Origin of the sequence: Rhodopseudomonas sp. BAL398 (assembly GCF_033001325.1) — a bacterium.
GTDB lineage: Bacteria > Pseudomonadota > Alphaproteobacteria > Rhizobiales > Xanthobacteraceae > JARJEH01.
The window spans coordinates 833,333-856,972 of sequence record NZ_CP133111.1; the positions used below are offsets into that span (position 1 = coordinate 833,333).

Below are 23,640 nucleotides of genomic sequence, written 5' to 3' on the forward strand. Positions count from 1 at the left end.
AACATTGTGCTGACGCCGGCGTTGAGGGGGGAGACCGCAAGCAACGGACATCAGCCAGGAATCAGCCAGAAAGCCAGCGATGGATGCCAGTCCAAGGCGGGAACCGCCGCCGCGCCAGATCACCACGCGTTGCTGCATCGTCGGCGGCGGGCCGGCCGGGATGATGCTGGGCTATCTGCTCGGCCGCGCCGGCGTCGAGACGGTGGTGCTGGAAAAACACGCCGATTTCCTGCGGGATTTTCGCGGCGACACCGTGCATCCCTCGACCATGCGGGTGTTGCACGAGCTCGGGCTGCTCGCCGATTTTCTGAAGCGGCCGCATCAGGAGCTGGCCCAGGTCGGCGGCGATTTCGGCGGCGACTATCTGCATCTGGCCGATTTCTCCAGGCTCGACGTGCCGGCGCGCTTCATCGCGATGATGCCGCAATGGCACTTTCTCGATTTCCTCGCCGAGCGGGGCGCTGAATTCGGCACGCTCAGGCTGCTGCGGCGCACCGAAGCCGTCGATCTGATCCATGACGGCGACCGTGTCGCCGGCGTGATGGCGCAGGCGCCCGATGGCGAGCTGCGCGTCGACGCCGATCTGGTGGTCGGCTGCGACGGCCGCCATTCGATGACGCGCCATTGCGCCGGGCTCGCGGTCGACGACATCGGCGCGCCGATCGACGTGCTGTGGTTTCGTATCGGCAAGACCCCGGTCGATCTGCAGCCGGCGTTTCTGCATGCCGCCGCCGGCGGCTTTCTGGTCACCATCGACCGCGGCGATTACTGGCAATGCGCCTATGTGATCGCCAAGGGCCAGACCGACGCGGTGAAGGCGCAGGGCCTCGACGCGTTCCGCGCCCGCATCGCCGCGATCGTGCCGGCGCTGCGCGACCGTGTCGCCGACATCAAGGACTGGGATGACGTCAAGCTCTTGACCGTGACGATCGACCGGCTGCGGCAATGGGCGCGGCCGGGACTGTTATGCATCGGCGATGCCGCCCATGCGATGTCGCCGGTCGGCGGCGTCGGCATCAATCTGGCGATCGCCGACGCGGTGGCGAGTGCCAATTTGCTGGCCGCCAAGCTGCGCGACGGACCGCTGACGCTGGCCGATCTGGCGACCGTGCAGGCGCGGCGGCTGTGGCCGGTGCGGGTGATTCAGGCGGTCCAGGTCGCGGTGCAGGACCGCATCATCGACCCGGCGCTGCACGGCCGCATCAAGCCGCCGCCGCTGCTGAAACTGTTCGACGCCGTGCCCTGGCTGCGGCAATTCCCGGCGCAGCTGATCGGACTCGGCATTCGCGCTGAGCACGTGACCTCGCCGCGGGCGGATGGCTGATGGCGGCAGCGGCGCTTCGCTGCCTCCGGTCAGCGAGGTCGTCAAAAATGTTCGCCGACCATTGCCTCGCTCTTTGCCCACAGCGCCTTCGCGTTGTCGGGATCGAGCGCATAGCTGCGGACGCCTCCGGCGAACGGGCTGATCAGCCCGTCGGTGACTTCGGAGAGCTGGCAGTTCTCGCAATAACGGCCGCCGACCGCGTCGGCGTCGGCGACGACGCCGGCCCATACCGAGGTCGCGGCACCTTGCGGGATCGTCTTCCACTGGAACGGCGGCTTGCCCTCGGCGGCAAGGTCGGCGTTGATTTTCGCCACCATGCCCTCCAGCGTTTCGGCGCCAATGTGGCGGCCGAGTTCAGTCTGGATGCCGCCCGGATGCAGCGCGGTGGCGCGCACGCCGCTTGCCTTGTGGCGGCGATCGAATTCGACCGCGAACAGGATATTGGCGGTCTTCGAGCGGCCATAGGCGACGATAGGGTCATAGCCACCGCGCTCGAAATTCGGATCGTCAAGGTCGACGTCGGCGAAGCGATGGCCCGAGGAGGCGACATTGACCAGCCTGGCGCCGGGCGACAGCAGCGTGGCGATGCGGTTGACTAGCACGAAATGGCCGAGATGATTGGTGCCGAACTGGGTCTCGAAGCCGTCGGCGGTGTGGCCGAACGGCGTCGCCATCACGCCGGCATTGCAGATCACCAGGTCGAACGGCTTGCCGGCAGCGACCAGCGCGTCGGCGCAGGCCCGGACGCTGGCGAGCGAGGCGAGGTCGAGTTCGATCAATTCAAGCCCGCCGCCATTGCTGGCATCGGTGCGAACCCGGGCGGTGGCCTTTTCGGCCTTGGCCAGATCGCGCGCGGCGCCGACCACGCGGGCGCCATGGGCGGCGAGGCTGCGCGCGGTCTCGACCCCGAGACCGGCGGAAACGCCGGTCACCAGAACCCGTTTGCCGCGGAGATCGACGCCGGCGAGCACGTCGTCGGTGGTGGAGGTGGCATCGAAAGTCATGTTGGTTTTCCTGTCCTGTGCACGACGCCCCCGGACCCGTCCGGCCTTGGCTGGCCGCACGATCTCCGATATAAAGGGAGGCCGCCTCCGGATTATATGCGGAGGTAACCTCCGTTTATCAAGGGGCGGATCTCGATTGATTGAAACGCCCAAACCGGCCGGCAAACGCGGGCCCCGGATCGATGCCCAGCGCAACCGCGAGCACCTGCTGGCGATCGCCAAGGCGGCGTTCGCCGACAGCGGCGAGGGCGTCAGCCTCGAGCAGATCGCCCGGCGCGCCGGCGTCGGCATCGGCACGCTGTACCGGCACTTCCCGACCCGCGATGCGTTGGTCGAGGCGGTCTATCGCAACGAGACCCAGCGGATGGCGGAGGCCGCCACCAAGCTCGCGGCCGAATTGCCGCCGGTCGAAGCGCTGCGCGCCTGGATGCTGCTGTCGGTCGATCATATCGCCACCAAACAGGGGATGGCGGGCATGCTGGGCTCGATCGTCGGCGGCAATGCCGAACTCTATGCCGAGGCCGGCGCCAAGATCAAAGCCGCGATCGCGATGCTGGTCGACAACGCGGTGGCGGCCGGCGAGATCCAGCTCGACCTTGATCCGCTCGACCTGCTGCGGGCGCTGGCCGGCGTCGCCAATATCAGCTCGGCGCCGAATTGGGAGGCCAGCGCCAGGCGCCTGGTCGATATCCTGATCGCCGGGGTGCGGGTACCGCCGAAGTCGTAACGCCGCGATGCCCTGACCAAGCCGAGCGGTCGGCAGCGCATCGCACCGCACCATGGTGGACCGCAGATAGCATTTGAATCGCGCGGCGTTTTGATTTTGAATAGCGTCATTATTGCTCGACGAGCGACTGTGTTTGGATAATCCATTAAATGGCGGCCTGCGAGCCGTCGCGGCGGGCGTGTCATGCGCAACGCGGGTTTTTGGAAGATCTGGATCGGCGCAATAGGCGCAATTGTGGTCGCGGTCATCGCGGTGGCCGTCATCGCCCTGCCGCGCGCGCAGCAGCCGATGGTATCGACTGCGCCGCCGCCGGTGGTGACATGGCGGTTCGATCGGCCGCCTGGCAGCCCGATCGACGGCGCCTGGATGCACGAATTCCTCAAACTCGACAAGTCGGCCGGCTCCGACAAAACCATCGCGTCGATCACCGCGCCGCACGCCTGGCGCAGGGCGGGGCGGCCCGCGGCGCCGCCACCCGATCCGCCGGTCCCCGCGGCGGCACAAGCCGGCGATGCCGCCTGCCGGGCGAAGGAGCGCAGTCTCGGCATCATCAATGCCGGACCCTGCGTCGACATCGGCGCCCTGGTCGACAATCTTGCTGAGGGCGAATACCGCTTCACCAAGCCGAAAGCCGCTTATCTGGGCCAGCCGTTCCGGCTGACTCTGGTGCTGAAGACGGCGGCCAATCAGGATGTCGCCGAGCGCTTCGAGCCGGCCCAGGGCGAGGTCGTGGTGCGCGAAGGCAAGTACGCGCAGTCGCTGGAAGCCACGCTACGCGCCGACGACGTCAGCATCGAGCCGTCCGGACCGCAGCTGCGCACCGCCACTTGGGCCGCGCCGGTGGAATGGAGCTGGACGCTGACGCCGCAAAGCGAAGGCGAGAAGCGGCTAGTCATCGAGGTCGCCGCCAACCTGCATGTCGGTGCCGACAAACATCTGGTGCAGGTCACCACGCTGCGCGAGGCGGTGCTGATCCAGGTCGGGCTGCTGCAGCGGATCAAGCTCTATGTCGCTCAGTTCAACGGCTTCGTGGTCGCTCTGACCGGATTGCTTGGCGCGCTGGGCGCGCTGTGGGCCTTGGTGCCGCCGATCCGTCGCGGCTTGTCCGGCCTGTTGCGCCGCCGTGATCGGCCGCGCCGGGCGCGCTAGGCCGCAAGCCTAGCGCCGCCGCGACAGAAAGATCAGCACCAACCCGCCGAGTGCGGTGGCGGCGCCGTAATAGGCCCATTGGGTCTGCTTGATCATGAAGCTGGTTTCCGGCCAGTTCACCATGCCGGTGCCCTGACCGATCCACAGCAGTCCCATCAGCAAAGTGAGGACGCCGATGACGAGGAGGAGGGTGCGCATCTGTTTGCTCGTGGTGTCGCGGCCAAGGCAGAGTGATCGCGGCATCGTAATCGCGCGACCGCAAAATGCAAATTTAGCGCTGGCGGATCTGCTTTGAATTTCGCAAAGGCGATGCGTTCGATGTCGAAATCGTCGATGATCACAAGGGTTAGGATCGAAACAATATGGCTCCCGCCGCGCATCCCGGCCGACTTCTGAAGCGCGAACTCGGCGCCCGTAAACTCAGCGCCAACCGTCTGGCGCTCGATCTCGGCGTGCCGTCGGGGCGGATCACCGACATTTTGAACGGCCGCCGCTCGATCACCGCCGATACTGCGGTGCGGCTCGGCCGCTATTTCGGCAACGCCGCGCAGCTCTGGCTCGATCTGCAAAGCCAATACGACATCGCCGTGGTCGAGCGCGACAAGGGCGCGGATATCAACAGGCGGGTGCGGCCGGCGGCGGTCGGGTAGGCATATTGCGGCAACCGGTTTGCAGCAGCCGGAGGGTGGACAAAGGCGCTGAAGCCATGCCGACCGTTCGATTGCGATAGGACGACGCAGTGGTGGTGGGCACGACGCAAGCGCGCCTTTGCCCACCCTTGTATCAGCAATGACTGTTACGATCGGCCCGTTCCGTGAGGAATGGTCCGGCCCGGGCGGCCACCCGGACCGGACCGCCGGTCGTCGGATCGAAGCCCACCGCAGCCTTGAGGGCTGAAGTGTGTAGCAGGATCGCGATCGGCTCTTCATCTGACCCGGATGGTTGAAGGAACCATGGGTTCGGAAAACAAGGGAGGGTCGACGAAGATGTCCAAGACTAGCACGGCCAGCGCAGGAATCGATACCGGCAAACGCAAGCTCGATGTGGCGATCGACGACCGTCCGGAGCAGTTGCAGATCGAGAACTCCGCCGAGGGCCATCGTCGGCTGTCCTCTTGGCTGCGCCGACAAAAGATCGGCCGGGTCGGAATCGAAGCCAGCGGCGGCTATGAGCAGCCGGTGGTCGAGCAGCTCCGCGCCGACGGCTTCGTGGTGATCGTGTTCCAGCCGGCGCAGGTTCGCGCAAGCGGGCCAAGAACGACTGCATCGACGCGGCGTTGATCGCAGCCTGCGCCACCGAGACCCGCGTTGTGCACGCCCCGCCGGACCCGCGTTTGGCGGCCTTTGCGATGCACCTGACCGTGATCGAGCAGATCACCCAGGACATCGTCTGCTTCAAGACCCGATGCGAGACCTGCCGTGATCCGCGGCTGCGCCAGATCTGGCAAGACCGCATCCTGCAGTTCAAAGCCGTGCTCAAGGCCGAGTTCGCCATTCTGGTGCAGGCGATCCGGCAGCACGCCGATCTCGCTCGCCGTCTCGACCTGATCGAAAGCGTCAACGGCGTTGGCCTGCGCACTGCCGTCGCCATTCTGGTGCGGATGCCGGAGATCGGACGGGTCTCGCGTGAACACATCGCGTCGCTGGCCGGCCTCGCCCCGTTCGACGACGACAGCGCCGAGCGCGTCGGCGCGCGCCACATCAGGGACGGCCGCGCCCGCGTGCGCAGCAGCCTATTCGCCGCAGCGCTCGCCGCATCGTTCCGCTGGAACGCCAAGCTGATCGCCCTCTACCGGCGGCTCACCGCGGCAGGCAAACCCCACAAAGTCGCACTCGTCGCCTGCGCCAGGAAGATGCTGATCTTCGTCAACACCGTCGTCCAGCGAGGAACGCCCTGGGTCGAACAGCAGCCCGCTTAATGGTTGCTACAAACTACAAACTAATCGCGCGCCCTCACACGTCCAACAAATCATCGCTGGCGAATTCGGCATTGTCTGAGATGAAGGCAAACCGCGCATCCGCCTTGGTGCCCATCAGGCGCTCGACCGAATCGGCGGTGCCGTCGCGGTCTTCGGGCAGCAGCATGACGCGCAGCATGGTGCGCTTGGCCGGGTCCATCGTGGTTTCCTTGAGCTGGGCGGGCATCATCTCGCCGAGGCCTTTGAAGCGGCCGACATCGACCTTGGCGTTGGCGTTGAATTCGCTCTTGAGCAGCTCGTCCTTGTGGGCGTCGTCGCGGGCATAGACCGTCTTGGCACCGTGGGTCAGCCGATACAGCGGCGGGACCGCGATGAAGAGGTGGCCCTCGTCGATCAGCTTCGGGGTCTGGCGGTAGAAGAAGGTGATCAGCAAGGAGGCGATGTGGGCGCCGTCGACGTCGGCGTCGGTCATGATGATGATGCGCGAATAGCGCAGATCGTCCTCGCGGTAGTTCGGCCCGATGCCGCAGCCGATCGCCTGCATCAGGTCGGAGAGCTGGGCATTGGCGGTGAGCTTGTCGCGGGTCGCCGAGGCGACGTTGAGGATCTTGCCGCGCAATGGCAGGATCGCCTGGGTCTTGCGGTCGCGCGCCTGCTTGGCGCTGCCGCCCGCTGAATCGCCCTCGACGATGAACAGTTCGGAGCCTTCGGCCGCGGTGTTGGTGCAGTCGGCGAGCTTGCCGGGCAGCCGCAGCTTCTTCACCGCGGTCTTGCGCGAGATCTCCTTCTCGGCGCGGCGGCGCAGCCGGTCGTCGGCGCGCTCCAGCACGAATTCCAACAGCTTGTTGGCCTGCAGCGGATTGCCCGACAGCCAATGGTCGAACGGATCCTTGATCGCCTGTTCGACGATGCGCTGGGCCTCGGCGGTGGCCAGCCGATCCTTGGTCTGGCCCTGGAATTCCGGCTCGCGCACGAACACCGAGAGCATCACGGCGGCGCCCACCATCACGTCTTCGGAGACGATCGAGGCGGCGCGCTTGCCCTGGCCGGCGCGTTCGGCGTGGTCCTTCAGACCGCGCAGCAGCGCCGAGCGCATCCCGGCTTCGTGGGTGCCGCCGTCCGGCGTCGGCACCGTGTTGCAATAGGACGACAGGAAGCCGTCGGCGTCGGCGGTCCAGGCCACCGCCCATTCGCAGGCGCCATGGGCGCCGTTGCGGCCGGATTTGCCGGAGAAGATGTCCGGATGCACCAGCGTATCGGCATGGATCGCGGCGGCAAGATAATCCTTGAGGCCGCCGGGGAAATGAAACTCGTCCTCGGCCGGAACGCCTTCGATTCCCTTGAGCAATTCCGGATCGCAGCGCCAGCGGATCTTGACGCCGCCGAACAGATAGGCTTTCGAGCGCGCCATCTTGAACAGGCGCTGCGGCTTGAACGCCGCCTTGGCGCCGAAGATCTCGGTGTCGGGCTTGAAGCGGATCTGGGTGCCGCGGCGGTTGTTGACCTTGCCGAGGTTTTCCAGCTTGCCCTTGGGGTGGCCGCGCTCGAACGTCATCTTGTAGAGCTGCTGACCGCGCGCCACCTCGACCTCGAGCAGGCTGGACAGCGCGTTGACCACGCTGACGCCGACGCCGTGCAAGCCGCCCGAGGTCTCATAGACCTTGGAATCGAACTTGCCGCCGGAATGCAGCGTGCACATGATCACTTCGAGCGCGCTCTTTTTCGGGAATTTCGGGTGCGGGTCGACCGGGATGCCGCGGCCATTGTCGGAGACGGTGAGAAAGCCGTCGGCCGCCAGATTGACCTCGATGAAGGAGGCGTGGCCGGCCAAGGCCTCGTCCATCGAATTGTCGATCACCTCGGCGAACAGATGGTGCAGCGCCTTTTCGTCGGTGCCGCCGATATACATGCCGGGGCGGCGGCGAACCGGCTCCAGCCCCTCCAGAACCTCGATGTCGGCGGCGGTATAGTCGGCATCCGCATTGTAGCTGCGCGGCGCGGCTTTGGCGGCGGCGGCCGGTTTGGGCGCCGCCTTGGCTCCCCCGAAGAGATCATCCCCGGGAGATTTCTTGTTCACTTTCAGTGCTTTGGCCATGGTTCTTCATGTCGTGGGCGGGCCGGAACGGCGCGAATCGTTGCCCTGACTATGCCATGGATGGGGATGCAATTGTGGCCGTGGGCCCGGCGCCGCGCCGGCAGTCCTGCCCGTAGCATGGCCGGGACCGCGAACGCCATCGCCACCTCGGGCTGGCCCGCCACATGACATGGACATTCGCGGGCGGGCTGGATATCGCTCCACCAAATACCTCGCACCGGCAGCGCCCCCATGATCCGAACCCGTCCCGCAACTCCTGAAGATCGGCTGGCGGTGCAGGAACTGCTCGGCCAGCTCGGCTACGCCTTCAGCGCCGAGGAGGCGGAGTCCCGGCTGATCCACCTTGCCGCCTCGGGCAACGACCCGGTCCTGGTCGCCACGCGCGACGACGAAGTCGTTGGGCTGATCGGCTTGCAGTTCAGCACCATGCTCCACCTCCGCGACCCCGTGGCGCGGGTCACCGCATTGGTGGTGCGCGACGGCGGGCGAGGCGGCGGCATCGGCCGGGCCTTGATCGATGCCGGCGAAGTCCTGGCCCGCCAGGCGGGCTGCAGCATCCTGGAACTGACCACAGGCGTGGCAAGAACGCAGACGCATGTCTTCTACAGGAAGCTCGGCTTCATCAACTCGTCCCTGCGCTTCAGCCGCGTCATCCCGGCGGCTGTCGTCTCCTGACCTGATTACAGCGCGCTGACCTGGGCGATCCTCCCCGCGACCGCCACGACCCGGCGCTCGGCGCCGAACACCACCACGGCGAACAGAGCCATGGCGACGAACACGATGAGGGCCCCGACAATGGCCATCGGTTCCCAGGCGTGGCTGACGCCCACGGCCAGGGCGATGCCGGCGGGGAATACGACGCCGCCGACCATGTGCAGCCAGCCCTGGATGCGGGCGAGGGCGGTCTGACCGACCGCCGGGAATAGCCGGTAATACAACCCGAACAGGAACAGCAATACACCGCCGATCAGGTTCAAATGGGCGTGGGCCGGCGACAGCGTGAAATTCTGCGTCACGCCCATCGCAATGCCGCCGATCATACCGATCAGCAGCACTATCGCGCTCATGCACATCATCATCGATCCGATCATCCTCGACCTCGGTCTTTCATTTGGGGGTGGGAGGGAAACGGCATGGCCGGCGAGCCGATCGCTGTTGCGGTTGTGACTTGCTGTGATCGGGCCCGGCGGCGTACCGCTGCGTCATGAAAAATGGATGGGTTCTCAAAAACGCCTGGGTTAGTCACGGGGCCGCTGGAAAGGTTCGAGCCGTCGCCGCCATTTCCGTGCCGCAGGGAAGGGCGATCTGACGATGGAAGCCACGATGGAAGGCCTGATCGCGTTCGTGCGCGATCATCAGGCCTGGGCCGCGCCGGTGGTGCTGGTGCTGGCGTTCGGCGAATCGCTGGCGTTCATCTCGCTGCTGATTCCGGCCTGGGGGGCACTGGTGGCGATCGGGGCGCTGATCGGCGTCAGCGGCATCAGCTTCTGGCCGGTGTGGCTGGCCGGCAGCATCGGCGCCGCGCTCGGCGATTGGCTGTCCTATTGGTTCGGCTACAAATACAAGGGACGGGTGGCGCAGATCTGGCCGCTGTCGCGCTATCCGGGGCTGCTGGCGCGCGGCGAGGATTTCGTGCGGAAATGGGGGGTGCCGGGCATCTTCATCGGCCGCTTCTTCGGCCCGTTGCGGGCCTCGGTGCCGCTGGCGGCCGGCATCTTCGAAATGCCATACTGGACCTTTCAGATCGCCAATCTGTTGTCGGCGCTGCTGTGGGCGGCGGTGCTGCTGCTGTTCGGCGACGTCATCTCGCTCATCCTGCAATGGATTTGGCAGGTGGCGTAGCCGCGCTGCAGACCGCAAATATCAGCCGTCAACGGGTGTTTATGTCGCGACCATCGGCGGCGGATGGCCGGCACCGAGCGGCCAAAACCTGTTATTTTGCCGCCGAAAACGCGCAACCGGAGGATACCCCATGGAACTGACCCGACGTCACGCACTGGCCGGCGCCGGCCTGCTGGCCGCGTCGCCGCTGCTGCGCGGCACAAAGGCGCAGGCCGCGGCCCCGCTGGCCGACAAGCAGGCGCCGAGCTTCTATCGCTACAAGATCGGCGACGCCCAGGTGAACGTCGTCTCCGACGGCATCAATACGTTTCCGCTCGGCGACAGCTTCGTGCTCAACGTCAAGAAGGCGGAGGTCAATGCCGCGCTGGAGCAGGCCTTCCTGCCGAAAGACAAGATGTCGATCCATTTCGCGCCCTTGGTGATCAACACCGGCGGCAGACTGGTGGTGGTCGACACCGGCAACGGACCGGACTCGTTTGCGGCCAGCAAGGGCCAGGTCGGGCAGTTCGCCAGCAACATGGCGGCGGCCGGGTTCGATCCCAAATCGGTCGACACGGTGGTGATCTCGCATTTCCACGGCGACCACATCAACGGGCTGCTCGGCGCCGACGGCAGACTGGCGTTTCCCAATGCCGAGGTGCTGGTGCCTGCGGCGGAGTGGAAATATTTCATGGACGACGGCGAGATGAGCCGGGCGCCCGCCGGGCGGATGCAAAGCGTGTTCAAGAATGCCCGCCGGGTGTTCGACGAGGGGCTCGACAAGAAGGTCACGCCCTATCAATGGGGCAAGGACGTCGCGCCCGGATTGCTGGCGGTCGAGACCGTCGGGCACACGCCGGGCCACACCTCCTTCGTGCTGTCGTCCGGCACCGACAAGGTGTTCATCCAGTCCGACGTCACCAACCTGCCGGCGCTGTTCGTCACCCATCCGGGCTGGCATCTGATGTTCGATCAGGACCCGGCAATGGCGGAGACCACCCGCCGCAAGATCTACGACATGCTGGCCGCCGAGCGGATGCAGGTGCAGGGCTTCCACTTCCCGTTCCCGGCGATGGGGCATGTCGCCAAGAACGAGGGCGGTTACCAGCTGGTGCCGGCGCCGTGGCGCCCGGTGATCTGAGCCGATCGGCGGGCGCAGCGGCCGTTGCGGCGGTGGCGCCCGCTATCGCGCGTCGGACCCGTGCAGCCGCAAAAAGCCGCGAACGCGCTCACGAATGTCATCGAGATGGGTGAACAGGCTGACATGTTCACCGCCGTCGATCGCCATCAATTCGGCCTGCCGCGCCTGATCGGCAATCCTGCGGCCATGGGCAAACGGCACCACCCGGTCGGCGGTGCCGTGGATCGCCAGGATCGGGGCGTCGATGTCCGCGACCGCGATCGGCGGCATGCTGGCGCACAGCGTGATATCGTTCTCGGTGCCCGGCAGCCGCGCCGCCAGCCGGCTCATGGCGCTGGATTGCAGCGTCCGCAACAGCACGCCGGCTTCGGGATGCGCAAGGGTGCGCGCCAGCAGCGCCGGGTCGCGGATCGAACGCGCCGCGGTCCTGCCGGGATCGGCGTCGGCGCGCCATCGCATCATCGCCACCAGCCAAGGCAGCCGCGCCAGCCAGCGCATCATCGGCAATCGCGACCTGACCTCCGCAGGGATGTCGAGACGCCCGGTGCAGCACGACACCAGGATCAAACCGCGACAGCGTGACCGGTGCCGCAGCGCGAATTGCAGCGCCGAAGGGCCGCCGGCGGACACGGCGATGACAAAAGCCGCCGGGATTTCGAGTCGGTCGAGCAAAGCGGCGGCAAGGTCGGCCTGCCGTTCGGGCGTTTCGGCGCCGGCCAGCGGCGTGCCGAGATAGCCCGGCCGCGACACCGCGATGACGCGCAGCCCGGCGGCGTCGCCGATCGCGGCGCGGAACAGCAACAGGCTTTGGTCGACACCGCCCATGCCGCCGTGCAGCGCGAGCACGGCCGGACCGGCACCGGCGCTGATATATTCGATCTCGCCCCGATGCGTTGGCGCGACAAGCGGGGTGGGTGCGGCAGCGACGCGCGCGTCGGCTCCGCCGCGGAACATGCTGATCGGCATGGCAACCTCGTGCGTTCTAAAGTCGTGGAGCGGCTGCGGATGTCAGCCGGGATGGCGCGCGGCGAGGTGGCGGATCAGCGCCAGCGCCTCCGGGGGCGGACGGCCTTCGATCCGGCGGTAAGCGCTGCCGTCCGGGTTGCGCGACAGCAGGCGGTGATCGCACAGCGCGCGGCGCAGCAGCGCGTGATCGCCGAAGCCGTGATGCGCGTTGAGGATCGCGTTGACCTGCTTTTCGGTCAATGTGGCAGCGCTCGGAATCCGCGACCACAGGCTCCAGAGGCACAGCACCTGATGGCCGGCTTTCGCGGGCCATCGCCGCAGCGACCCGGCCGGGTCGAAATGGCGGGCCACCCTTTCGACCCGCAGATGGTCGACCAGATCCGGCATCGCGGGGCCGGCATTGAGCCTGTCCTGCGCCGAAAACTGCGCGCGGAAATGCTGGAAGTTTTGCTGGCCGACGGCGCGGGCCAGCAGGTTCAGCAGCTGGAGATGGCCGAGCTTGCTGCCCGCGGCCTCGAGTTCGCGGTTCAGCGCGCGCGCCAGCGCCGAGACATCCTGCGCGGCGAATGGAAAGACAGTCCTGGTCATGACCTTATCCTCGACAGTGCCGACGCTTTAAATGTCGATGGTCGCTGACTTACGACGCGGCACGGGACAAGTGTCTGTCGGAGAGGAATCCGGCAGGTTTAGCTTCCCTTTCGGGACAGCGACGCCTTGGTGAACTGCCGACCATGGCGCGGCGACATACATCCGCCGGGCGGATTTTGCAAGGCGGTTTTGCGTTTTCACGGCTGCGGTGGCGTTGCAAGCCTTGACGTCACTGATGTGCGGTACTATCAGCTTCCACATGATCAACATCGCGACCAATCTCAAAGCCGCCCGCCGCCGCATCTTCGCGGTATGGGCGGACGTCTGCGTCTGAGATTGTCGCCCCTGCCGCCGGATCCGATCCGCGGCAGTGTCTCTACTTCCAACAACGCGATCTGATCCCGGCGGCTCCTCACAGAACAGGAGCCTTTGCCATGTATGCCCCGCCCAAGTTCCAGCCCGACCGGTCCGCCTGCCTCGCCTTCGCGGCGGCGCGCGGTTTCGGCACGATTTGCGCCTGGGACGGCGGCAGGCCGGAGGCCGCGCCGGTGCCGTTCGCGATCGACTATTCCTCCGACGGCACGCCGCTATTGTCGTTTCACCTTGCCCGCAACAACCCGCTCACCCGGATCGGCAATGGCCGCAATCCATGGCTGATGGCGGTGAACGGCGCCGATGCCTATGTGTCGGCCAATTGGTACGTCTCCCCCGATCAGGTGCCGACCTGGCTATATCAGAGCGTGCATCTGACCGGGCCTGTGGCGCTGATGTCCGATACTGAGCTGGCCGACCATCTTGACGCTGTGACCGCTTCATTCGAAAGCTCGCTGCCACAGCCGCATTGGAGTCTGGCGGCGATGCCGGCGGGGCGGCGCGAGGCGATGAAGCAGGCGATTGTGGGCGTGATGATGCGGGTGGATCGGGTCGAGGGCAGCTTCAAGCTGAACCAGCACAAGTCCGACGCCGATCATGAAGCGGTCGCGACCGCGCTGGCGCGGCAGGCCGATCCGGCCGCCCAAGCAGTGGCGGCGCAGATGATCGCGCTGCGACCGCGATTGGACTACAGATGTGGCGTGGCTGTCGGCGAACCGGCACTTTGAAGGAATTGAGATGACCCTCTCGGACACAAATCAGGCTGGCGCCGCAACCCGGACCAGTGGCGTCAAGCCGGCCGTCTTCGTCGACGGTGCCGCTGGAACCACCGGCCTCGGCATACGCGAGCGCCTCGCGCGGCAAAGCGACGTCGTGGTCAAGCAGATCGCCGACGACAAGCGCAAGGATGCCGGCGCCAAGCGCGCGCTGATGCAGGAGGTTGACCTCGTCATCCTGTGTCTGCCGGATGATGCAGCCAGGGAAACCGTGGCGCTGATCGACGCCATGGGCGCCGCCGGCCCCAAGGTGCTGGATGCCTCGACCGCGTTCCGGGTCGCCAGCGGCTGGACCTATGGCTTTCCCGAGCTTGCACCCGACCAGGCCGACAAGATCCGTGCTGCGCGACAAGTCTCCAATCCGGGCTGCTATCCGACCGGCGCGGTGGCGCTGCTGCGGCCGCTGGTCGATGCCGGGCTGGTGCCGGCCGACTATCCGGTCAGCATCAATGCGGTGAGCGGCTATTCGGGCGGCGGCAAGGCGATGATCGAAAGCTTTGAGAACGGCAGCGCGCCGGCCTTCGAGCTATACGGCCTCGGCTTTGCCCATAAGCACGTGCCGGAGACGCAGCTCTATTCCAACCTGACGCGGCGGCCGATCTTCGTGCCCTCGGTCGGCAATTTTCGCCAGGGCATGCTGGTCTCGGTGCCGCTGCATCTCGACGCGCTGCCGGCCAAGCCGCATCCGGCCGATCTGCACGCGGCGCTTGCCAAGCGCTACGCGGGCAGCCGCTATGTGTCCGTCGCGCCCATGGATGGCCCCATCACCACGAGTGGTCGGATCGAGCCGGAGGCGCTCAACGAGACCAACCGGCTGGAGCTGTTCGTCTTTGCCAGCGCCGAGCATCGTCAGGTGGTGCTGGTGGCGCGGCTCGACAATCTCGGCAAGGGCGCCTCGGGCGCGGCGGTGCAGAACATGCGGCTGATGCTCGGCGTTGCCGAGGACGCCGCCAATGTCTGACGGCGATTGTCCCGACGCGGGGGCAAGCGTCGACGCCGCGACGCTCGGCTTTTATCGGCGCAACGCCCAGCAATATGCCGGCTGGAGCAAGCACCGCCACCGTCGGCTGGCGCAGTTCCTGGCGCAGCTGCCGACACCTGCGTCGGTGCTCGAACTCGGCTGCGGCGCCGGCGGCGACACCGCCTATATGCTGGCGCAGGGCATCGCGGTGGATCCGACCGACGGCTCGCCCGAAATGGCGGCCGAGGCGGCGCGCCGCCTCGATCATCCGGTTCGGACGATGCTGTTCCATGAGCTGGACGCGGACGCCGCCTATGATGGCGCCTGGGCCAGCGCCTGCCTGCTGCATGTGCCCAGGGACCAGCTCGCCGGCGTGCTGTCGCGGATCTGGCGCGCGTTGAGGCCGGGCGGCTATTTCTATGCCAGCTTCAAGGCCGGCGACGGCGAGGGCCGCGACAGGCTCGATCGCTACTACAATTATCCGTCGCCGGACTGGCTGCGCGCGCAATATGCCGAGGCCGGCGACTGGGCCTCGTTGGCGATCGAGACCAGCGAAGACAAGGGCTATGACAACGAACCGGCGACCATCCTGCACGTGCTGGCGCGCAAGCAAGGCGATCCGGAATAGGGCGTGGAACCGGTGACCATCCCTAGCGCGTACCATTTGGTGATCGCGCTTCATTGAGAATCCAGTCTGCAAAGGTCTGGACCGGACTATCACTGAGTTTAATCGGTTCAGGCAGGACAAGGCAGAAGGTCTTGGAGATCGACGTTCCCTCCGGCCACGGCGCGATCAGCCGGCCGTCGGCCAGTTCGGCCTCGACATAAAGGCGCGGCACAAGCGCGACGCCGAGGCCGGACAGTGCCGCCTCGATCAACATGGCGTGGAGGTCGTGACGCGAGCCGATCGCCGGATTGGTCAGACTGATCCCGACCTCATCGGCATAGCGCTGCCAGGCGTCCGGGTTCTGGCGGCGATGCAGGCGCTGTAGCGTATCGAGCGCCGTCGCAGGGTCTCGTCCCCGGACCAGCGCTGGATGGCAGACCGGAACCAGCACCTCATGCAGCAAGCGGTGTATCCGCATTCCCGTCCAGGCAGGATGCTCAAAATGGATGGCGGCGTCGAACCCGCTGCCGGTCAGAACGAATGGCTCCATCCGCTCGGCAAGATGCAGGGTGATATTCGGATGTCGCTCCTGAAACGGCTTCAGACGCGGGATGAGCCAACGTGTGGCGAAGGTCGGCAGGATGGCGATGTCGAGGCTGGCGCCGCCGCTCGGCTGTCCCATCAGATATTGACTGTCACGCTCCAACCGGTCGAGGGACTCGCGAACCTGAACCGCATAACGCTCTCCATTTGGCAATAGCCGCACACGATTGCCGACCCGCTCGAACAGTGTGACGCCGAGAAACGCTTCCAGCCGACCGATCTGGCGGCTGATCGCCCCTTCGGTCAGCGCCAGTTCGTCAGCAGCACGCGCGAAATTGCCATGACGAGCAGACGCCTCGAACGCCATGAGGGCGGAATTGCTTGGAATTTTGCGGCGCATCGACGGTTCCTGACAAATGGTCGGCACGATGCGCAGCCACCTTGATATGAGGTCACTGAAGCATGATCCGTTGTCGTTATATAGGCCGGGATCACCAGTCTATCGTGAGAATATATCAACGAGGGACACGGCCCGAAGCTCTGTGCTCGGTCGAAAGGTGATGCAATGATCTATACGGTAGAATGCAGCTTCGCCGATCTGGGCAGCGAAACGGAATGGAACGACTTTTATAGTCTGGACAAACTGCGAGCGCTGATTTCGGTGAGCGGTTTCCATACCTCGCAGCGTTTCAAGGCATTGCGCGGTGGCTGCCCGGCCTATCTTGCCGTTCATTCGGTCGACGGCCTCGATATTCTGACTGGTGCGGAATATCGCCACAAGGGCGGCGGCAATTTTGCACGCTGGCAACAGCACATGACCGACTGGCACCGCAACCTCTACGATGGCATCGCATGCGCGCCAGCCTTTGGTGACGGCGAATATCTGGCGTTGAGCGCAACAGGCCCCGATCCGCTGATCCGGCTTGGCCTCGCCCCACGCGCGATGCGCGCGGTTGCCATGGAGAAGTTCCCGGAACATCGCTGGCTCGCCAAGGTCGAGCGCGGCAAGGTGCCTGGCCTCGATCGTCTGCCGGAAGACGTCCAGCTCTATGCCCCGATCACGGCGCAATTGACGAATGACGTTGACGCCGCTGTCGGGAAGGCGCGGTAACACCAATGCCGAATGTCACGATCTTCATTCCCGCGGACAGGATGCCGGCGAACGAAGCGCTCGCAGACCTCACGGAGCAATGCACCGACCTCTGTACGGGCATCCTGCGGGCCGCATTGGTGAATGTTCATATCGTCTATGTCGCCGTGCGGCACGGCCGGGGGCATCCGGCCTTTGCGGAAATCCAATACCGCCTTGAGCCATTTCGGACGCCGCCGGTGATGGCGCAGTTCATGGAAGGGCTGGACGACGCCATCAAGGCCAAGACCGGCCTCACAGCGCGCGTCCGTTGCTTTGGCTATGCAGCGTCGAGCATTCACGCGCGAAACTGAGCCGATATCTGGAGAAAGTAGAAAGTCGATGTCCGAACTTACATTGCCCACCCACAAGGTCGGTGATTTAACCATCACCGCGATCAGCGATGGCTATCTCCACGCCAGTTTCGATTTCCTCGCGAATATCGACCCGGGCGACGCCGCCCTTATGCAGGAAAATGCGGGCATAACGGATCACACCTCGATCCATATCAACTGCTACCTTGTGCGCGGAGGCGGGCGCACGGTGTTGATCGACGCAGGAGCAGGTGGTTTCAAGCAATGGGGCGGCCGATTGAAGCCCAATCTGCTACGCGCAGGCATCCAGCCTGGCGCGATCAGCGCGATCCTGTTGACGCACGCCCATCCCGATCATGTCGGGGGATTGATGGACGCCGGAGAAGCCGTCTTCCCGAACGCCGAGCTTGTCGCCCACCATCGCGAAGTCGCGTTCTGGCAGGATGACGGCAATTTGAGCCGCGCGCCCGAGCGCAGCCGTGGCAACTTCATGGTGGCGCGTCAGGCGTTCGACGGCTACCGCGCTAGACTGCGCACATTCGAGGACGGCGAAGTGCTGCCCGGCATCACCGCGATGCCGCTTCCGGGACATACAGCTGGACACACCGGCTATCGGCTCGATTCAACTGACGAGAGCCTGCTGGTCTGGGGCGACATCGTTCATTTTCCGCAGATTCAGGTTCCGCGTCCGGAGGTGTCGATCGCATTCGATCAAGATGCGGCATTGTCGGCCGCGACACGATCAAGGCTTCTGGACTGCGTGGCCGCCGAGCAATTGCTGATCGCCGGCATGCATCTCGGCGAGCCTGGCTTCGCGCGGATCGCACGAAAGAACGGGACCTTTGCTGTCGCCTATGAGGAATGAGCTGACGGTGCTGATCGCCGCGCTCGGTAGGCTGACCTCTGCAGCGGCGACATCGCTCGCGGGATCTTGAGCGTAAAGTAGGCTTGACGGAGTTGCGCTGAGCTTCCCTAATATCGTCAGGCGATGGCGAACGTCGATTGCGGCCTGGCGCGTGGCATGTCGCAGGTCCCGATGCTGGCTGCGAATGAAGGGGAAGCGATGACCGCTCTTCCTGTTGTGGTGATCCTGACCGCCGCCTCGGCGCTCGGGCTGTATCTCGGGCTGCTGTTTCTGCGCGGCGAGCGCAGGCCGACGCTGATCGCGTTTCATTTGCTGCTCGGCTTCGGCGGGCTGGAGACGCTGGTGATGCTGTTGCACGGCACGCCGAACGGCGCCGAGGGAGCATCCAACGCAGCGTCGCTCGGCACCATCGCCGCGGGGCTGTTCGCGGTCTCGGCGTTTTCCGGATTTGTCGCCGCTTTGGCGCGCCGCTCGCCGGTCGCCGCCAATGTGGTGCTGGGCACCCATGTCACCGTCGGCCTGGCCGGCTTCGCGCTGTTCCTGGCCTGGGTCTCCAACAGTTAGGCCGAACGCCGCGGCCTGGTGCCCGCACCGCACGCGGCATGAGCCTGCGGCGCGCTTACGTGGTGACGTCGTTCCGGTTGCGGGCGTGAGCGCTGCGTGATGGCTGCAGGGAGGGCGCGGCGACCTCGACCGCATCGCGCGCAGGCCGGGCCTGAGCGTGCCCGGTCATGCCGGACTCGTAGAAGCGATAGGCGCTGCGGCCGGATTCCTTGGCGCGATACAGCGCCGCATCCGCCTTCCTGAGCAATTCGTCCGGCGTGGTGCCATCGCGCGGCGACAGCGCGATGCCGACGCTGGCGCCGACCACGATATCGTGCCCCTGAATCGCGTAGGGGGCGCCAAGCACCTCGACAATACGCGCCGCCAATGCGGTGACGTCGGATAGATCGCCATCATTGACGATCTGGATCACGGCGAATTCGTCGCCGCCCAGTCTGGCGACCGTGTCGTCGCTGCGAATGCAGCCGAGCAGTCGCTGCGACACCTCGTGCAACAGCGTGTCGCCGACCGCATGGCCGAAGCTGTCATTGACCTGCTTGAAGCGGTCGAGATCGAGAAACAGCACCGCGATCCAGCTGTCGTGGATCGCGTGCTGAAGCACGTGGGCGAATTCGTTGTGGAATTTGGTCCGGTTCGGCAATTGGGTGAGCGGGTCGTGCAGCGCCTGATAGGCGATCAATTGATTCGCCTCATGCCATTTGGTCACGTCTTCCACCGTCGCGACCCAGCCGCTGCCTTGCACTGGCTGCTCCGTCACCCGCAGGACCCTGCCGCCGAAGTCGACCTCCCTGACCGCCGGACGGCCGGCGGCCATTTCGGCCATGACATCCGCAAAGTATTGATCCGGGTCGCCGTCGAAATCGCCCGCGGCCTGGCGGTATTCGAGCTGATCGCGCAACGACATGCCACGCAGCGTCGCGGCCGGAACGCTGCTCATCGCCGCGTATCGCGCATTGAACAACATCGCGCGACCCGCCGCGTCGAACATGCACAGCCCCTGCGGCATGTTCTCGATCGCGGTGTCGAGCAACAGCCTTTGTTGCGCCAGCACGGCGCGGATGCGGCTGTCGCTCAGCGCCGCGATGAAGCACGCGCCGAGGATCGCCACCGCCACGCCGGCGAGCACGAAGGATGTCGCGGCATGCGACAGCGGGCCGCCCGCAATGGCGTGAGAGCGAACGGGCTGGAACGCAGTGGTGCCGATCGCCAGGACGTGGTCGGCGATCAAGGCGGCGGTGAGCAGCGCCGAGGCGGTCAGCATGATCGACAGCCGGTGGCGATGGATCGCCAGGTGAAAGGCGAGGCTGCCGAAACCGGCGCTCAGCAGCAAGGATGCAATCCAGGTCGTGGCGGACCAATCGACCTGGCGGGGGACGTCGAAGCCCAACACTTCGATGGCGTGGATGGCCGAGATTCCGAGCCCGACCACGGCGCCGCCGATCGCACCAGCCCAGGGCGAATTGTCGCGCACGGCGATTGCGACTCCGGTTCCGGTGGCCAGAATGGCGACCGCCAGCGACAGCAAGGCCAGGCCGAAATCATAGGCGGCGGGGTCGGCGATATGGGCACCCAGCATCGCGATCGCGTGGGTGGCGAAAATCCCGTAGCCGCATGCCGCGGCGTTAAGGCCGAGCCAGATCAGCCGGCTGCGCCCCCGACACGCCAGCGCGCGCTTGAACAGACCGAGCGAGACCACGCTGGCCAGCAGGCCGGTCGCCATCGCCAGCGCGACCAGACGCAGGTCATGGTGGGTGAAATGCTGGAGATCGACGTCAATCATGATGGGTCCGGGTAAGCAGCTGCGCTGTTTCCTCCCACGACAAGCGGTAATGGCCGGTGAATCGGCGCCCACTCGCTGCGCGCATGGCTAACAGAAACTTGAGCGCGGCACGCTATGATACGCGGTGGCCCGCGGCCACGCGCCATGCGCGCGGCGCCGGCATCGCTTCACATCGACGGCAACAGCATCGGCACCGAAGATGAAAATGATGGGTCCCGCCCGCGCTCTCGAAGGATAGGCCTGAAATTCAGTGCGCCATTGGAGCCAGGCCTTGCGGCAATGCCGGCTTCGGATTCCTAGCGCATGAATGCCGTGGTCAGCAGTCCATCGTCGTGGCCGTTCGCGGTCTTCTGTTCGGCCTCGTGTTCGATGGAGAGCAGGGTTTGCGCAAGATGGCGTTCGGTCTTGGCGACGATTCCACCGCGATCCCGGCTGCGGTACAGCGCCAACAGGTCGGCGTGGTCGCGATTGTTCATGTCGCGAATTTCGGGCTTGGCAAACAGCGACAGCACCACATAAGGCGAGGCCGCATGGGCCAGATTGTAGACGATGCTGCCGAGGCGGCTGCCGCTCGCATTGCCGGTCAACGCGGCATGAAACTCTTCGTTCAGGGTCGCCCAGTTCTGCGCCGAAACCTTGCCGCACATCTTGCGATGACAGGCTTCGGCGCGGTCGAGGCCGTCATCCGTAATCGCGTCAAAAGTTCGCTCGGCGAGCAAAGGCTCCAGCCGCAGCCGCATCTGGTAGATTTCCTGCACGTCGTTCAGCGTCAGCCCGCGAACTACCGCGCCGCGGCGTTCATCGAGTGAGATCAGGCCTTCGGCCAGCAAGTCACGAAACGCTTCCCGTACCGGCGTCGTGCTGACGTCGAGCTGGCGGGCGATGTCCTCCTGCCGCAAGCGTGATCCCGCCGGGTAGCGCCCCTGGAGAATTTTCGTCCGCAAGTTTCCCAGAACATATTGTCGGACTGTGGTGGGCTGTCCACGTCCCCTCATCGGTTGCTCCTATCCTGGTCGCGCCGGCATTCGGCGGCGGCACGCTCAACATCCGCCGCGGAACGAAACGAACCCGGCCAGCATACATCATCGATATCACATGTCAGCGGCGGAGCGGCGCCTGTCTCGTGTGCATAATGCACAATGCATTGTGGCCAGGGCGCGGGGTGGGCGTTTCGACGGCGGCGGCCCGGGGCACGCGCATTTCGGCAACTCGTTCAGTTGTCGCGGTTATTCCCGCTATGGCGACGTCGTGCGATTCATTCGCGAGTCTGGCATAGCGCTTGCTAGGTGTCTGCCAAAGGAGCTTCCGATGGCAGAGCCACAAATCCAGCTGAGTGTTCGTGACGTCCGGAAGGTGTTTCCCGGCAAGGGCGGCGCGGTCCCGGTGCTCGACGGACTCTCTTTCGACATCTATGAACGCGACTTCGTCAGCATCATCGGGCCGAGCGGGTGCGGCAAGACCACGATCTTCAATGTGATCGCCGGGCTACTCAACGCCGATAGCGGCAGCCTGATCTATCGTGGCGAGCACGTCACAAGTTTGCGTGGCCGCATCGGCTACATGATGCAGAAGGACCTGCTGTTTCCCTGGCGCACGGTGCTGGACAACGTCCTGCTCGGCCTGCGCGTGCGCGGCGTCGCGGATGCCGAAGCGCTCGACACCGCGCGGGAATATCTCTCGACATTCGGCCTGTCGGGATTTGAAAAGGCCTACCCGAAGACATTGTCGGGCGGAATGCGCCAGCGGGTGGCATTGATCCGCACGCTGATCATGGATCCCGACATTCTTCTGCTCGACGAACCGTTCTCCGCGCTCGACTATCAGACGCGGCTGTATCTCGAAGGCGTGTTGATGGAGGCGGTCGAAACCTTCCACAAGACCGTGATCCTGATCACCCACGACGTCGACGAGGCGGTCGCCCTGTCGAAGCGTGTCGTGGCGTTGAGCGGGCGGCCGACGCGGGTCAAGAACGTGCACACCATCGAGATCGAACGCGCTGGCCCCGTCGAGGCCCGCAGTGACCGCCGCTTCTCCGAATATTTTCACATGCTGTGCGGCGAACTCGACATTCAGACCAGCAAAGCGAAGGTCAACTGATGGCAAGCGCAGTCGAAGCCCGGTCGCCATCGGGCGGCAACGTGATCGCTGGTGACCTCGAGCCCGGCAAGTCGAGGCAGGGCCTGATCGTCACGCTTGATACGCGGATCGGCCGCGCGGCGCTACAAACGCTCGCCGTCGTGGCGTTCTTCGCGCTGTGGGAGTTCGGCGTGGCGATGGGCTGGATATCCGAGTTTCTGGTCGGCAAGCCGTCCGGCATCTGGGCGCGTTTCGTGATTCAGGTGCTCGACGGATCGCTGTTCGTCGACAGCGGATATACGCTTTATGAGGCGATCATCGGCTTCGTCGTCGGCACCATCGTGGGATCGATTCTCGGTCTTGCGATGTGGTACTCGATCTTCGTGGCGCGGATGGTCGAGCCGTTCATCGTGGCGTTGAACAGCGTGCCGAAAATTGCGCTCGCGCCCGTCATTCTGCTCTGGTTCGGCACCGGCCTCTTGTCCAAGGTCGTGCTCGTGGTGTCGATGACCGCATTGGTCGCCTTGATTGCCGCCTATCAGGCCGCCAAGGATGCCGACAAGGACCTGCAATCGCTGATGGTGTCGATGGGCGGCTCCAAGCACCAGATCTTCTACAGCGTTATCATCCCGTCCTCTTTGCCCGCAATCATCGCAACGTTCCGGATCAACATCGGCTTCGGCCTCGTTGGCGCGGTCGTCGGAGAATTCATTTCTTCAAAGCGCGGCCTCGGGCATCTCGTCTACAACGCATCGAGCCTCTACGACCTCAACTCGGTCTGGGTCGGACTCTTCGTTCTCATGTTCATGGGCTACGTGCTCTATCACGGGATCGATGCGCTGGAGCGATACCTGCTTCCTTGGAAACAGGACATCGGACACACCACCGCTCACGTTTGAGCGCGGCGGCAACTAATTCCA

27 protein-coding genes are annotated in these 23,640 nt (G+C 65.3%); 18 read left to right on the forward strand and 9 right to left on the reverse strand.

Going from position 1 to position 23,640, the window contains the following annotated elements; translation table 11 throughout:
* The first annotated feature begins 79 nt into the window (after window positions 1-79).
* A complete protein-coding gene (locus tag RBJ75_RS03865; protein WP_044408937.1) occupies window positions 80-1,324 on the forward strand; it encodes an FAD-dependent oxidoreductase in 1,245 nt (414 codons plus the stop codon).
* Window positions 1,325-1,365: 41 nt separating this feature from the next.
* Here the strand turns inward: RBJ75_RS03865 and RBJ75_RS03870 are convergent, their stop codons facing one another.
* Window positions 1,366-2,328: an SDR family NAD(P)-dependent oxidoreductase gene (locus RBJ75_RS03870; RefSeq protein ID WP_044408935.1), complete on the reverse strand. Its 963-nt coding sequence runs from the start codon at window positions 2,326-2,328 to the stop codon at window positions 1,366-1,368.
* Between the two features lie 136 nt (window positions 2,329-2,464).
* On the opposite strand from RBJ75_RS03870, the gene RBJ75_RS03875 reads away from it, so the two are divergent.
* On the forward strand, window positions 2,465-3,055 hold the full coding sequence (locus RBJ75_RS03875; protein WP_044408933.1) for a TetR/AcrR family transcriptional regulator: 591 nt from the start codon (window positions 2,465-2,467) through the stop codon (window positions 3,053-3,055).
* 234 nt (window positions 3,056-3,289) lie between these two features.
* Complete coding sequence (locus tag RBJ75_RS03880) at window positions 3,290-4,204, forward strand: hypothetical protein (RefSeq protein ID WP_152647664.1); 915 nt, start codon at window positions 3,290-3,292, stop codon at window positions 4,202-4,204.
* Window positions 4,205-4,213: 9 nt separating this feature from the next.
* Here RBJ75_RS03880 and RBJ75_RS03885 read toward each other — a convergent pair whose 3' ends face one another.
* Window positions 4,214-4,402 carry a hypothetical protein gene (locus tag RBJ75_RS03885; RefSeq protein WP_044408928.1) on the reverse strand — a complete coding sequence of 63 codons (189 nt, stop codon included), beginning with the start codon at window positions 4,400-4,402 and terminating at the stop codon, window positions 4,214-4,216.
* A gap of 164 nt (window positions 4,403-4,566) precedes the next feature.
* Here RBJ75_RS03885 and RBJ75_RS03890 point away from each other — a divergent pair, with 164 nt between their 5' ends.
* The 3 genes from RBJ75_RS03890 (at window position 4,567) to RBJ75_RS03900 (ending at window position 6,122) form a co-directional block, all read left to right on the forward strand.
* Window positions 4,567-4,854, forward strand: coding sequence for a HigA family addiction module antitoxin (locus tag RBJ75_RS03890; protein ID WP_044408925.1), 288 nt, complete (start codon window positions 4,567-4,569; stop codon window positions 4,852-4,854).
* A gap of 336 nt (window positions 4,855-5,190) precedes the next feature.
* The gene (locus tag RBJ75_RS03895) at window positions 5,191-5,484 is read left to right on the forward strand and encodes an IS110 family transposase (protein WP_317528695.1); all 294 of its coding nucleotides are present in this window, start codon (window positions 5,191-5,193) and stop codon (window positions 5,482-5,484) included.
* Window positions 5,481-6,122, forward strand: coding sequence for a transposase (locus tag RBJ75_RS03900; protein ID WP_317528696.1), 642 nt, complete (start codon window positions 5,481-5,483; stop codon window positions 6,120-6,122). The genes RBJ75_RS03895 and RBJ75_RS03900 overlap by 4 nt, the downstream gene beginning before the upstream one ends.
* A 34-nt stretch (window positions 6,123-6,156) precedes the next feature.
* Here RBJ75_RS03900 and parE read toward each other — a convergent pair whose 3' ends face one another.
* Window positions 6,157-8,217, reverse strand: coding sequence for a DNA topoisomerase IV subunit B (parE, locus tag RBJ75_RS03905; protein WP_044409146.1), 2,061 nt, complete (start codon window positions 8,215-8,217; stop codon window positions 6,157-6,159).
* 231 nt (window positions 8,218-8,448) lie between these two features.
* On the opposite strand from parE, the gene RBJ75_RS03910 reads away from it, so the two are divergent.
* Window positions 8,449-8,892 carry a GNAT family N-acetyltransferase gene (locus tag RBJ75_RS03910; RefSeq protein ID WP_080900970.1) on the forward strand — a complete coding sequence of 148 codons (444 nt, stop codon included), beginning with the start codon at window positions 8,449-8,451 and terminating at the stop codon, window positions 8,890-8,892.
* Window positions 8,893-8,897: 5 nt separating this feature from the next.
* On the opposite strand, the gene RBJ75_RS03915 is transcribed toward RBJ75_RS03910, so the two are convergent.
* Window positions 8,898-9,284 (reverse strand): hypothetical protein, encoded by a 387-nt coding sequence (locus RBJ75_RS03915; protein ID WP_234707371.1) that lies wholly within the window; start codon window positions 9,282-9,284, stop codon window positions 8,898-8,900.
* 244 nt (window positions 9,285-9,528) lie between these two features.
* Here RBJ75_RS03915 and RBJ75_RS03920 point away from each other — a divergent pair, with 244 nt between their 5' ends.
* Window positions 9,529-10,059, forward strand: a complete 531-nt coding sequence (locus tag RBJ75_RS03920; protein ID WP_044409152.1) for a DedA family protein — start codon at window positions 9,529-9,531, stop codon at window positions 10,057-10,059.
* Between the two features lie 130 nt (window positions 10,060-10,189).
* Window positions 10,190-11,179, forward strand: coding sequence for an MBL fold metallo-hydrolase (locus tag RBJ75_RS03925; protein WP_044409154.1), 990 nt, complete (start codon window positions 10,190-10,192; stop codon window positions 11,177-11,179).
* A gap of 42 nt (window positions 11,180-11,221) precedes the next feature.
* Here the strand turns inward: RBJ75_RS03925 and RBJ75_RS03930 are convergent, their stop codons facing one another.
* Both RBJ75_RS03930 and RBJ75_RS03935 read right to left on the reverse strand, forming a co-directional pair.
* Complete coding sequence (locus RBJ75_RS03930) at window positions 11,222-12,145, reverse strand: alpha/beta fold hydrolase (protein WP_052628885.1); 924 nt, start codon at window positions 12,143-12,145, stop codon at window positions 11,222-11,224.
* A 42-nt stretch (window positions 12,146-12,187) separates the two neighbouring features.
* Entirely contained in the window at window positions 12,188-12,733 is a 546-nt protein-coding gene (locus RBJ75_RS03935; RefSeq protein WP_044409157.1) for a DUF2087 domain-containing protein, read from the reverse strand.
* Between the two features lie 434 nt (window positions 12,734-13,167).
* On the opposite strand from RBJ75_RS03935, the gene RBJ75_RS03940 reads away from it, so the two are divergent.
* Genes RBJ75_RS03940 through RBJ75_RS03950 form a run of 3 tightly spaced genes read left to right on the forward strand, consistent with a single transcriptional unit; the run spans window position 13,168 to window position 15,470 of the window.
* Window positions 13,168-13,833: an FMN-binding negative transcriptional regulator gene (locus RBJ75_RS03940; RefSeq protein WP_044409160.1), complete on the forward strand. Its 666-nt coding sequence runs from the start codon at window positions 13,168-13,170 to the stop codon at window positions 13,831-13,833.
* Window positions 13,834-13,843: 10 nt separating this feature from the next.
* Window positions 13,844-14,842: an N-acetyl-gamma-glutamyl-phosphate reductase gene (gene argC, locus RBJ75_RS03945; RefSeq protein WP_044409162.1), complete on the forward strand. Its 999-nt coding sequence runs from the start codon at window positions 13,844-13,846 to the stop codon at window positions 14,840-14,842.
* Window positions 14,835-15,470, forward strand: coding sequence for a class I SAM-dependent methyltransferase (locus RBJ75_RS03950; protein ID WP_044409165.1), 636 nt, complete (start codon window positions 14,835-14,837; stop codon window positions 15,468-15,470). Before argC ends, RBJ75_RS03950 begins: the two co-directional genes overlap by 8 nt.
* Before the next feature lie 22 nt (window positions 15,471-15,492).
* Here RBJ75_RS03950 and RBJ75_RS03955 read toward each other — a convergent pair whose 3' ends face one another.
* Complete coding sequence (locus RBJ75_RS03955; RefSeq protein WP_276156865.1) at window positions 15,493-16,392, reverse strand: LysR substrate-binding domain-containing protein; 900 nt, start codon at window positions 16,390-16,392, stop codon at window positions 15,493-15,495.
* 165 nt (window positions 16,393-16,557) lie between these two features.
* Between RBJ75_RS03955 and RBJ75_RS03960 the strand changes: the two genes are divergently transcribed.
* From RBJ75_RS03960 to RBJ75_RS03975, 4 genes are all read left to right on the forward strand, one after another.
* Entirely contained in the window at window positions 16,558-17,103 is a 546-nt protein-coding gene (locus RBJ75_RS03960; protein ID WP_044413095.1) for a hypothetical protein, read from the forward strand.
* A 5-nt stretch (window positions 17,104-17,108) separates the two neighbouring features.
* Window positions 17,109-17,435: a hypothetical protein gene (locus RBJ75_RS03965; RefSeq protein WP_044413093.1), complete on the forward strand. Its 327-nt coding sequence runs from the start codon at window positions 17,109-17,111 to the stop codon at window positions 17,433-17,435.
* 28 nt (window positions 17,436-17,463) lie between these two features.
* Window positions 17,464-18,300: an MBL fold metallo-hydrolase gene (locus RBJ75_RS03970; RefSeq protein ID WP_044413091.1), complete on the forward strand. Its 837-nt coding sequence runs from the start codon at window positions 17,464-17,466 to the stop codon at window positions 18,298-18,300.
* A gap of 198 nt (window positions 18,301-18,498) precedes the next feature.
* Window positions 18,499-18,864 (forward strand): hypothetical protein, encoded by a 366-nt coding sequence (locus tag RBJ75_RS03975; RefSeq protein WP_044413107.1) that lies wholly within the window; start codon window positions 18,499-18,501, stop codon window positions 18,862-18,864.
* 55 nt (window positions 18,865-18,919) lie between these two features.
* Here the strand turns inward: RBJ75_RS03975 and RBJ75_RS03980 are convergent, their stop codons facing one another.
* Both RBJ75_RS03980 and RBJ75_RS03985 read right to left on the reverse strand, forming a co-directional pair.
* Window positions 18,920-20,716, reverse strand: coding sequence for a diguanylate cyclase domain-containing protein (locus RBJ75_RS03980; RefSeq protein WP_317528702.1), 1,797 nt, complete (start codon window positions 20,714-20,716; stop codon window positions 18,920-18,922).
* Between the two features lie 224 nt (window positions 20,717-20,940).
* The gene (locus RBJ75_RS03985; protein WP_234707435.1) at window positions 20,941-21,543 is read right to left on the reverse strand and encodes a GntR family transcriptional regulator; all 603 of its coding nucleotides are present in this window, start codon (window positions 21,541-21,543) and stop codon (window positions 20,941-20,943) included.
* A 409-nt stretch (window positions 21,544-21,952) separates the two neighbouring features.
* Between RBJ75_RS03985 and RBJ75_RS03990 the strand changes: the two genes are divergently transcribed.
* Together RBJ75_RS03990 and RBJ75_RS03995 are read left to right on the forward strand one after the other, a co-directional pair.
* The gene (locus RBJ75_RS03990) at window positions 21,953-22,741 is read left to right on the forward strand and encodes an ABC transporter ATP-binding protein (protein ID WP_044413085.1); all 789 of its coding nucleotides are present in this window, start codon (window positions 21,953-21,955) and stop codon (window positions 22,739-22,741) included.
* Complete coding sequence (locus RBJ75_RS03995; RefSeq protein ID WP_044413082.1) at window positions 22,741-23,619, forward strand: ABC transporter permease; 879 nt, start codon at window positions 22,741-22,743, stop codon at window positions 23,617-23,619. The genes RBJ75_RS03990 and RBJ75_RS03995 overlap by 1 nt, the downstream gene beginning before the upstream one ends.
* The last annotated feature ends 21 nt before the right edge of the window (window positions 23,620-23,640 follow it).